Consider the following 9,914-nt stretch of genomic DNA (forward strand, 5'->3'; position numbering starts at 1 on the left):
CCATAACCTCACCAAGCTCGCCAGGGCAGCCGCTGCCTGATGCACGGCGGGCGCGCCGGCGAGGAATACCGCTCCGCCCCAGCGGCGGTCAGTCCGAAATGCGGTTACCGGGACGCGCTCCTAGCCCCCAAATCTGACATGCCCTCCGCAGCCACGTGATTCGTGACGAACTCTTCGCAAACCAATTGGAGTCGGAAATTGCCTGGCGAGCGCGGAGGCATGTGCCTCAGCCATGTCGCTTCTGCTGCAGTTCAAACTCGGCAAAGCGCCTCAGCAGAGCCTTCCTGCTCGGACTTGCGGCATCGTCATTCGGAGGGCGCAGCACCCTGCCAGCCAGCTTCGCATAATGAAGATCCTTCGAGAGATGGCGAGGTGACAACGCGCCGCGTATCGAGGCGGACGGCGATCAGGCCGCAGTCGAACAAGGTGTGCAGATCGGCTCGGAGCAGCAGACCGTTGGTGACGTGATTTGTGAGGAGGCCCTGGTAGGGCACAATATGCGCAGCCTCCAGGACGTCTGGCACAGCGCAGCCGGTGATGGCGCAGCGGCCCGCATAGGTCTGAAGGAGCGCAGCTCGGAAGGCCGGCTGGCCGCGGCGTACCCGAATTGCTCGCAGAGCCCTGCGTCGGACCTCCTCGATGCTGTCCGGATCGAAAGCCTCGTCGTCAGCCTGATCGACGCCCAGAGGCGGCGAGGCCTCAGCGATCCAGGCCGCTAGGCGGCGGTCGAGTTGCTCAGCGACATCGTCCGCTACCTTGTTGCCACTGGCTTGAGCATTGATCACGGACGGTGGAACGATATCGGCTATTTCGGGAACTGCGAGTAGGAAACCCTTCGTTGGGTCTACCAGCGCGGTGAACCGGATCAGAGCCCTGTGCTGCATCCCCTCGTGATCTGATGAGTTGTCCCGGTACTCGGGCCCCTGGACGATGGTCCCAACGCCAAAGATACCTCGCGGGTCGAAGCCCTGCTTAAACAGGTAGATGCGGTTATCGACTCGCGCCGACGCGTGCGAAGCTATTCGCCACCACTCGGTGGCGCCGGAGGAGTCGGCATCGAATCGCTCGACGAGGTCCTGAAGCCTCTCGATCAGCCAGCCTTTCGGCGCTCCGGGGCCCAGCGGCTTGAAGGTCATCCAGTATGCGGACATCGAGACTCAGCGGCGCTCATTTTTCGTTTTAAATCGATATAACCCTTTTCGCCCTTCGGCCCAAGGCTCCGGACGAGAAGATCATGGCACTGAAAGGCCAGTGTTGCCGCCGATCTGGATCCTGATTGCGGCCATGCCTTCCTATGGTCCGCCACTCCCAGGGCGGGACCCGCTCGGCTTCCGGCAGCGCCCAGAGCCCGCGACGTTCGGCCCTTGCCGCCTGCTCGAGGCGCAACAGGGCGAGGTCGCCGCTATAGCGGCGGTAGACCCAGGCTGCGCCGCGGCGGACCATCTCGGCATTGACGTCTTGTGAGCCGGCGAAAATCCGACCGACAGTACGGCCATACCGGTAGGTGTCGTGCACAACGACTCGGACCAATTTGCCGAAGGCAAGGTCCGACAGCGTCTGGCGTGCTCGGGTCCCATAGGGCTGGCCGCGCTCAGGGGTATCGATCTCAGACAGCCGGATGCGGACCTCCTGCCTGTCAGTGAGAAGCGTGAGCGTGTCGCCATCGGTGATGCCGACCACACGGCCTTTGAGACCCCCTGCGACGGCCGGGTGCGCAAACAAGAACACGAGTGCGGTGAGCAGGATCCGCAGGGTCGCGGCCGGTTAACGCAGCTGATTTGATGTCATGGTGAGAGGAGGATCGCCTGCGTCGGTGAATGACGAGTGAATGCCCAGGCCTCTCCGGCCATCACAACAGCGGAGCCGCGAACCAGCCATCATGGCACGCGGCGCTTTGTCGCCGCGACGGACAGCGTAGCAGCTGCCAGATCAAAGGTCGCACCCGGCGAGATGTTGCGCGCCATGACCCGGACCGTGTTGTTGGTCCAGGCCACGGCGTCGAGTTCGATAAAGTGGGTAGAGGAGGCCAATGCGGCGTGCGCGATGTCCCCCTGCCGACACCCGGTGGCCTCCACGTCGAGCAGGCTGGTGACGCCGGGCGCCAGCGAGGGAAGATCCCACGACAGCTCCGCGGCGAAGTTCCGCTGGCCCACCGACAGGGCCGGCGTGCCGCAAAGCAACGCGGACGCGGCCTCCGGCAGGCCGTAGAGGCGCAGCGCCTCGAGCTCGACCTGCCTGTCGAAGCCGATTGCGCCCACCTGCGCAAATGCATCATAGGTCTGGGTCCAGATTCCCGCTTCACTTCCTGCCTGACCAGAGCGAATAGTCTCTCACGCGCCGCGGTGAACATCGGCGCGCCGCCCCGACCGGCACTACGGCAGGGCTCCGGGTCGTGGCACACGGCTGATCGGGTGCTGCCCGAGGAGCCCCGAGATGCCGATCTCCGACACCCAGCGCCAGATCCAAGTCGCCGCCGCGCAGCAGGAGGCGCGGCTGGCAGTACCGCCCGCGAGTCTGCCTGCCGGCGCGCGTAACGTTGTGATCCGCAGCATGCTCAAGAACAGCCTAATCGCCAAGGGCGCCGCACCCGACGAGCCTACCGACTTCACCTGGCGGCATGACGACGCCGGCGCGGCGATCGCCCTGCAGATCACTGACGTGGGCTGGCCGCCATCGCTGGCGGGGCTGAGGATGAGGTCGCGCCGCCTACGACGGAGCAGGACGCTGCCGGAGCCGCCGTGGCGTCCGCGCTGAACGCCCACAGCGCCCCGGAGGAGGCCGCGACGCCAGCGGCGCCACAAGCCCCCTCCTCGGGGGGCGCCGGAGGCGGCCCAGGTCGCCTCCACGGGCCGGCGTGGGCCTGCTGGCCGCCCGAGCCTCCGCGACGCCGCCATGGCCGTCCTGGCGGCCTGGGACGACGAGGCCGAGGCGCGGCCCGGATTGCCGGCAGCCATCGACGCCGCGCGTCGGCCGCTCTGGCGCCATCATCATAGCCAGCACGGAAATCGCGCCCGAGCCCAATCAGGACTCCGGATCAGCGTCGAATACGGACAAGTTGCAGGCTGCGCTGCTTCGCCAATGTGCGATAATGCCGCTCCAACGCACCCATCACCGCCGCGGCGGTTGAGCAGGCGCCAGAGATCGTGTGGGAGGAATCGATAGCAGATGAACGCCATCAAGGACGCCATCAAGTCTGGTAGAACCGTAGTCGGGACTGCCGGATCTCCAAGCGTAGACGTATCACTGCTGGCCGATGCAGGATTCGACTTCCTGCTGTTCGACACACAGCACTCGGCTTGGGAGATCAAGCAGCTTCAGCCGCCGATCCAGGCGATGCGCGGCAAGCAGACAGCGCCGGTAGTACGAGTCGCCGCAAACGAAGCCTACCAGATTTGCTTCGCGCTCGATGCCGGGGCGCGCGGCGTTATCATTCCGATGGTGAACACCCGGGCGGAGGCAGAGGCCGCCGTACGCGCCTGCCGCTACTATCCCGTCGGCAACCGCAGCAATGCCGGAGTGCGCGGCGAGTGGGGCGAGTTCAAAACTTACCGCGACTATATGGATGCCGTTAACAATGAGCTTCTTATCGTGCCGATGATCGAGACCAACCAGGCGCTGGAGAATCTCGATGCCATCGCCTCGGTGCCGGGGGTCGATGTTCTGCTGATCGGGCCGTCCGACCTGTCGATCGAGCTGGGGGTGCCGCTGGACTACGCGTGCGATACCTATCAGCGCGCGCTCGACAAAATCGCGGCCGCTGCTGCAAAGCATGGCATCGCCGCCGGGATGTATTTCATCCCGCCCGGGATGGACCCGAATTTCTTCGTCCAGAAGGGCTTCAAGTTCTTCACCATGCCCTGGAGTCCCTGGGCTCAGGCTGGTATTCGGAATGCCCTGGCCGAGATCAAGCGCTAGGGGTGTGGTCCCGGGCTTTGATGGTGCAGTCTTCTGCCTGGCATGGTGGGATGCGCTAGGGGCTAGGTACTCCACGGCTGCGTCCGCGCTGCCTGACGCTGCGATGTCGGCCAGCACATCGTCAAGCCGCATCTTCAGCAGCTCGACCTCGTCCGCCGAGCGCTCTGCCTCCAGCGTCTGGGCCTCCAGGCAGGACTCAGGCGCCGCGTATCGCTACTCCCATTTCGTTCCGCGCAGGGGCCCCGCAAGCTGGTGCAGGTGTGGTCAGCCCGGTTAACGACCTTACCAGCTGTGGCCTCGCCTGCGCCGGCAAGGTAGATCCCGCTCGCTGTCCTGAATGCGGCGACCGCCGCCAGAACTGCGCAGCGTGCTCGTTGTGACCGCTAAATGAGCCGCAGACACTCATGGTGCGGTAATCGCATTCTCCGCTTCACTTCCTGCCTGACTAGCAGGCTGCTGGAATTCGCCGCGTTCAACCAGCCCTACGAAAGAATATAATTAGGCGGAATGCCGATGCGAAATTTGCGACCGTTTGCCGCAACTGTAGGCGAATAATCTTCCACGATGGGCGCACGGAAATCGAATTTCAGCAGCCTGCTAGAGCGAATGGTTCCCCACGCGCGGCGGTGAACATCGGCATGTCGCCCCGACCGGCATCACGGCGGGGCTCCGGCTCGTAGCACCCGGCTGATCGGTTCTGCACCAGGAGCCCCGCCCATGACCCTCTCCGACACCGCCCGCCGCATCCTCAGTGCGGCTGCGACGCATACGCTTGGCTTAGCCGCGCCGCTGGCTGCACTGCCCGCCGCCGCCCGTGATGCGGTGCGGCGCAGCCTGCTGAAGCAGGGGCTGGTCGCCGAGTGCGCCGCGCCGGCCGAGCAGATCAGCCTCGGCTGGCGGCTGCCGGATGGCGCCTGGACGGCGATGCAGATCACCGAGGCGGGCCGGCAGGCGGTCGCCGCAGAGGCGCCGGCCGAGACCATGCCCGCAACGGCCAGTAGCGAGTCACCAGCGGCAGCGACGCCCGGTCCCGTGGGTGACAGCGGCGAAGCGGCAGAGGCCGCTGGTAGCCCCTCCACGAGCCAGCATGGGGCATTGGGCCGCCCAGAACTCCGCGCCGCCGCCCAGGCCCTGCTCGCCGCCTGGGACGCGAACGATGGCTTGGGCCTCGCGGCGGCGATGGAGGCCCTCCGTGCTGCGATGCCGAGGCGCCCGACGCTGGCATGCACTGTCGGCCCGCGTCAGGGCACCAAGCAGGAGGCCGTGCTGACCCTGCTGCGCCGACGAGAGGGGGCTACACTGGCCCAGATCGCCGAGGCCACCGGCTGGGCCAACCACACCGTCCGTGGCTTCTTCGCCGGCCTGAAGAAGCGCGGCATCGCCGTCGAGGTACTGGAGCGGGTTCGGCAGGTCGGCCCTAACAAGCAGGGCACCAAAGGCAGCTACAGCGTCTACCGCATTGCCGAGGCCGGCTGATGCTATCGGCACGCAGCAACGGCCCGCGCTACGCGGTCGGGCTCTACCGGGTCTCAATCGCCAAGCAGGGCCACAGCGGTCATGGCCTGGGAGCGCAGCAGGCCAGCGTCCGCGCCTTCGCCGCCGCCTGGGTGGCCAAGCCGAGCACCTTTGGCGCGAAGCCTGACAGAACCTGTCAGGCACGGCGCAGGTTCCACATGAAGGCAGCGCCGCCCTCGACCATTCCGGTGAGGGAGCGGCGATAGGCGGTGCGGATCTGGAACCGGCCGCAATGGATGAAGGGCACCGTCTCGAAAGCACGCTGCTGGATAGCATCGGCGGCCGCAGCGCGGGCGGCGTCGGTGGCGGCGATGGTCCAGTCGGCGGTGAGCGACTCGATCCGTTCGTCGCCGAACCAGCCGGCCCAGCCCCTGGCGCCAAGGCCGCGCATGGGGAAGTGCTCGACCGGAGAGCCGAGGACCGAGGAGGGTGCCCAGGTGTGGAAGATCGACCAGCCGCCCTTGTCGGTTGTCTCGCGGTTGGCGCGGCGGGCGACCAGCGTGGCCCAGTCCATCGCGGCAAACTCGACATTCATGCCCAGGCGTTTCAGCAGGTCGGCAGTGACTTCGCCCATCGGGTGGATGGTGGGAACGTCAGCGGGACTGAGCACCACGACCTTGGTGCCGTCGTAGCCGGCGGCCCTGAGGGCTGCGCGGGCGCGTGAAAGGTCGGCGGGCATGTGTTGCAGCGCCGTATCCGCACCGTGGGGGGTGCCGCAAGGGAACATCGAGCGACAATTGGCGTAGGAGGTAGGATCGCCGCCGGTGAGGGCCTGCATATAGTCCTGCTGGTTCACGGCGAGCAGGACGGCACGGCGGATGGCTTGGTTGTTGAACGGAGCCTGGAGGTGGTTGAAGCGCAGGATCCCGTTGAAGCCGGTGGGATTGGCATTGCCTATGCGGATCTCAGGATGGGCGCGCAGGCTGGGCACCAGGTCGGGCTGCACCTGTTCGTACCAGTCGATCTGGCCGGAGCGGAGGGCGGCGGCGGCGGTCGCCTGTTCAGGCAGGGCCTGCCATTCCAGCCGCTCGAAATGGGCGATTTTGGCGCCGGAGGTCCAGTCGGCCGGGCCGGAGGCGGGGATGTAGTCCTTGTTACGGACATAGACGGCGAGCTGGCCGGGGATGAACTCCTCCTTGACGAAGCGGTAGGGGCCGCTGCCGGTGGCGTCAGTGACCTGGGTGAAGGGGTCGGTTCTGGCGACATGCTCAGGGATGATGAAGGGGATTGAGGCGCTGCCGCGGGCGATTGCCTCCAGGAAGATGGGGATGGGCTGGGTCAGCTTAATGCGCAGTGTGCGGTCATTGGCGACCCCCCAGTCGTCGACGAACTTCGCAACGGTCTGGCCGAAGGTTTCGCGGCCGGCCCAGCGCTTCAGACTCTGGATCGCGTCCTGGGCGCGGACTGGCTCACCATTGTGGAATTTCAGACCTTCACGCAGCTTTATGACATAGGTGCGGCCATCGTCTTCGATGATGTGGCCCTCGGCCATTTGCGGGGTGATCTCGCGCTTGCCGGTGAAGCCGAAGAGCGTGTCATAGGCCGCGTAGCCGTGGTTGGTGGTAACCAGCGAGGTGTTGAAGACGGTGTCGACCGAGGACAGCGCGGTCAGGGGTGCGACGCGCAGGGTCCGCTCGCGCGCGGATTGGGCGAAGACGGCGGGCGGGCCGAGGCTTGCGGTGGCGCCCAATGCAGCTGCGGTACGCAAGACATCGCGTCGTTTCACGGATCACGCTCCCCCAAGTTTCTTTCGGCGTCAGACGCGCCATTGAAAAGGATGTAACGAGGGGGTCTCGCACGACAAGGCTAATCGACCGGACGGGCGGGATTGCCGGGTGGTCTTCTTGAGTCGAGAGTGCACGGAACTCTGTATTTCACAACGACGAGGTGGTGAGACCCGCTGATACTCCGGACCGAAACAGCAACCCCACGCTACGGTAGGCTCTGCCGAGTCTTCACCGCCGAGCAGAGCCACAGCGGCTTCGGGCTGGAAGCGCAGCAGCTCAGCGTCCGCGCCTTCACCGCTACTCACGGTTGGACCTTGATCGCCGACTACTCGGATATGGCCAGCCGCAAGGACGACCGCCGGCCGGGCCTCCAGGCAGCGCTGGCCCGCTGCCGGCAGTTCGGCGCGGTGCTGGTGGCCGCCCGGCTCGACCGGATCACCCGGCGTGCCCACACGCTGTCGGGCCTGCTGGAAGAGGGCTACCAGATCCGGGCGGCGGACAAGCCAGGTGCCGACGACCTGATGATGCGGATCTACGCCGCCATGACGCAGAAGGAGCGCGAGCTGATCAGCGAGCGCACCAGGTCGGCGCTTGCGGCCGCCAAGGCTCGGGGCACGGCCCTAGCAGGCTGCTGAAATTCGCCGCGTTCAACCAGCCCTACGAAAGAATAGAATCAGGCGGAATGCCGATGCGAAATTTGTGCCCGTTCGCCGCAACTGTGGCCGAATAATCTTTCACACTGGGCGCGCGGAAACCGAATTTCAGCAGCCTGCTAGGCGGGGACCGGGGGTATCGACCGAAGACGGGTCCCGACACTGCAGCAGCAGCTCAGGGAAGGCGTACGGCGGCAGAGCAGACGGCGCATCGGCTGGCGCTGGAGGTGGAGCAGCTGCGCGACGTGGGCGTTATCGGCCAGGCTGCGATGGCGCGACGGTTGACGGAGCGCGGCGTGCCGACACCGCGGGGCAGCGGCGCCTGGACCCACACAACCGTGGCGCGGGTCCTGGCGCGGGCGAGCATCCACCAGCGTACGTCGGCCTAAACAGCCCCTGGAAGGATCTAGCAAGGCGCGGCGTCGCTGCGGACCTCCAAATCCCAGCCTTCGTCGATCATCGCTGCCGCTATGATCCATGTTGCCCCGGCGCCCGGTTCATTGATGCAGCACGCAAACGGTACAGCATTGTTCGTTTAGGCGGGATTGCAATCAGGTGGTTGCAATGCCTTAGCAATGACTTCCGGAACCGAGCGAGATTCAAAGGCGTGACCACGGCCAAGGCTTCCGCTTCTTCGCACGGTTTATGAACCCCTGCCGTCCTGGCCCGTTCCGGTTGTCCAAATGCAAATAGTTCTCACCAAGCCCGCTCCCGGAGTTTGCGCCCGCCCAACTGCGCTGCGGTCCTAGTGCGCCGTATTGCTCACATCTCCGACCTGCACTTCTGCCGCATAGACCCAGCAGTGGTGGACGCGCTTGCCGCCGAGCTGAACGCCGATTCTGTGGACCTTATCGCGCTCAGCGGCGACCTTACCATGCGCGCCAGGTCGCGGGAGTATCGAGCAGCCCAGGCCTTCCTTGCCCGCCTCCATGCGCCGGTCCTCGCTGTTCCGGGCAACCACGACCTTACCTCCTATTGGCTTCACGAGCGCTTTCTCGACCCCCTGGGCCGCTGGCGCCGGTTTATCGCGAAAGACCCTGAGCCGGTCTGGACCGACGACGAGATTGCGGTAGTGGGCCTCAATACCACCTCGCGCGCCGCCGCCTTCCTCGATTGGTCGCAGGGCCGGGTCGGGCAAACGAGGCTTCGGCGCGCAGTGGAGCGCCTGGAAGCCTTGCCACCCCACCTGTTCCGCATAGTTGTCGCCCACCACCCTTTCCTGCCACCGGAGACCGCGCCGGGCACACGGCTTGTCGGCCGGGCAGAGGCGGCTCTCTCCGCCTTTGCCGCGCTCGGCGTCCGCATGATCCTCTCTGGGCATCTGCACCTTGGCTACTTGCGTGCCCGCGGCGCAGCCGCGGACGCAACCGCTGCTGGGGGCGCTGCCGGTTCTGGTGAGGGGCAGCTCCTCGTCGTGCAGGCCGCAACTGCCACCTCCACCCGATTGCGGGGCGAGCCAAACGCCTACAACCGGATCACCATCGAGAACGGCCGCGCTGCTGTCGAAGTCCGCGTCTGGGACGGCATGGGCTGGACGACCTCCTGACGAGGGTTCGACTGGTTCCACTGACTTTGACGAGCAGCTCGGGTGCCGGCTGTACCGCCTGGCCGGTGCAAGCTGTTCAAGCTTGCCGAGGTGGATCGCCCCGCTGGCCGCCCAAGCGGTGCGGCGAATAGACGCTATCTGCAACGCCAGGCGGGCCATCAACGACCTGCCAATCGGGCAGCGCCAGGCCGACCTGCGCCGCAATCGCCTCATAGGTCATGCCGCCCTGGCGACAGGCCGATCACCTGTCGCCGGCGTTCCTCTTGTGCCGCTGCCAGCAGCCGACGCATGTCCACATGCTTCATCCTGGCGATCCAGGCAGATCCTACCTGCCCTCAAGAGAACCCAGGCCAGATCAATAACGGAACCAGAAGCGCGGCATACCATGCCCTTGTGCCTCAGGCTGCGTTACCCCTGGCCGGGCTACTCCTCTTGCACAACGCGTGTGAGCGGCAGATCGAGCTCGCAGATGAGGCCGCCGGGTTCCCACCGCCGCTCGACCCGCCCCCCGAGCTGATCCCGGATTGTCCCCTCAAGCACGCGGCTGCCGAAGCCCCG

General features: G+C 66.0%; 9 protein-coding genes. 5 read left to right on the top strand and 4 right to left on the bottom strand.

The features are described 5' to 3' along the window. Positions 1 to 305 precede the first annotated feature (305 nt). The 3 genes from H7965_RS26925 to H7965_RS26935 form a co-directional block, all read right to left on the bottom strand. Positions 306 to 1,136, bottom strand: coding sequence for an HNH endonuclease (locus H7965_RS26925; RefSeq protein WP_222440840.1), 831 nt, complete (start codon positions 1,134 to 1,136; stop codon positions 306 to 308). Positions 1,137 to 1,179: 43 nt separating this feature from the next. Continuing rightward, entirely contained in the window at positions 1,180 to 1,680 is a 501-nt protein-coding gene (locus H7965_RS26930) for a thermonuclease family protein (RefSeq protein WP_229682815.1), read from the bottom strand. A 197-nt stretch (positions 1,681 to 1,877) separates the two neighbouring features. Beyond that, positions 1,878 to 2,258, bottom strand: coding sequence for a hypothetical protein (locus tag H7965_RS26935; RefSeq protein ID WP_186773630.1), 381 nt, complete (start codon positions 2,256 to 2,258; stop codon positions 1,878 to 1,880). Positions 2,259 to 2,433: 175 nt separating this feature from the next. Here H7965_RS26935 and H7965_RS26940 point away from each other — a divergent pair, with 175 nt between their 5' ends. The 3 genes from H7965_RS26940 to H7965_RS26950 all read left to right on the top strand — a co-directional run bounded on the left by H7965_RS26940 (position 2,434) and on the right by H7965_RS26950 (position 5,391). Next, positions 2,434 to 2,754, top strand: a complete 321-nt coding sequence (locus H7965_RS26940; RefSeq protein WP_186773631.1) for a hypothetical protein — start codon at positions 2,434 to 2,436, stop codon at positions 2,752 to 2,754. 411 nt (positions 2,755 to 3,165) lie between these two features. Continuing rightward, a complete protein-coding gene (locus H7965_RS26945) occupies positions 3,166 to 3,915 on the top strand; it encodes an HpcH/HpaI aldolase family protein (RefSeq protein ID WP_186773632.1) in 750 nt (249 codons plus the stop codon). 717 nt (positions 3,916 to 4,632) lie between these two features. Beyond that, entirely contained in the window at positions 4,633 to 5,391 is a 759-nt protein-coding gene (locus tag H7965_RS26950) for a DUF3489 domain-containing protein (protein ID WP_186773633.1), read from the top strand. A gap of 175 nt (positions 5,392 to 5,566) precedes the next feature. On the opposite strand, the gene H7965_RS26955 is transcribed toward H7965_RS26950, so the two are convergent. Further along, positions 5,567 to 7,156, bottom strand: a complete 1,590-nt coding sequence (locus tag H7965_RS26955) for an ABC transporter substrate-binding protein (protein WP_268239782.1) — start codon at positions 7,154 to 7,156, stop codon at positions 5,567 to 5,569. Between the two features lie 177 nt (positions 7,157 to 7,333). Between H7965_RS26955 and H7965_RS26960 the strand changes: the two genes are divergently transcribed. Then, positions 7,334 to 7,792, top strand: a complete 459-nt coding sequence (locus H7965_RS26960) for a recombinase family protein (protein ID WP_268239783.1) — start codon at positions 7,334 to 7,336, stop codon at positions 7,790 to 7,792. A 766-nt stretch (positions 7,793 to 8,558) separates the two neighbouring features. Beyond that, positions 8,559 to 9,356 carry a metallophosphoesterase family protein gene (locus tag H7965_RS26970; RefSeq protein WP_186773636.1) on the top strand — a complete coding sequence of 266 codons (798 nt, stop codon included), beginning with the start codon at positions 8,559 to 8,561 and terminating at the stop codon, positions 9,354 to 9,356. Positions 9,357 to 9,914: the final 558 nt, after the last annotated feature.

The organism is Siccirubricoccus deserti (assembly GCF_014283215.1).
Lineage (GTDB): Bacteria > Pseudomonadota > Alphaproteobacteria > Acetobacterales > Acetobacteraceae > Siccirubricoccus > Siccirubricoccus deserti.

Bases quoted from the DNA above. Each gene is read 5' to 3' on its own strand.
- H7965_RS26925 (WP_222440840.1), bottom strand. From the start codon at position 1,136: ATGACCTTCAAGCCGCTGGGCCCCGGAGCGCCGAAAGGCTGGCTGATC.
- H7965_RS26940 (WP_186773631.1), top strand. From the start codon at position 2,434: ATGCCGATCTCCGACACCCAGCGCCAGATCCAAGTCGCCGCCGCGCAG.
- H7965_RS26945 (WP_186773632.1), top strand. From the start codon at position 3,166: ATGAACGCCATCAAGGACGCCATCAAGTCTGGTAGAACCGTAGTCGGG.
- H7965_RS26950 (WP_186773633.1), top strand. From the start codon at position 4,633: ATGACCCTCTCCGACACCGCCCGCCGCATCCTCAGTGCGGCTGCGACG.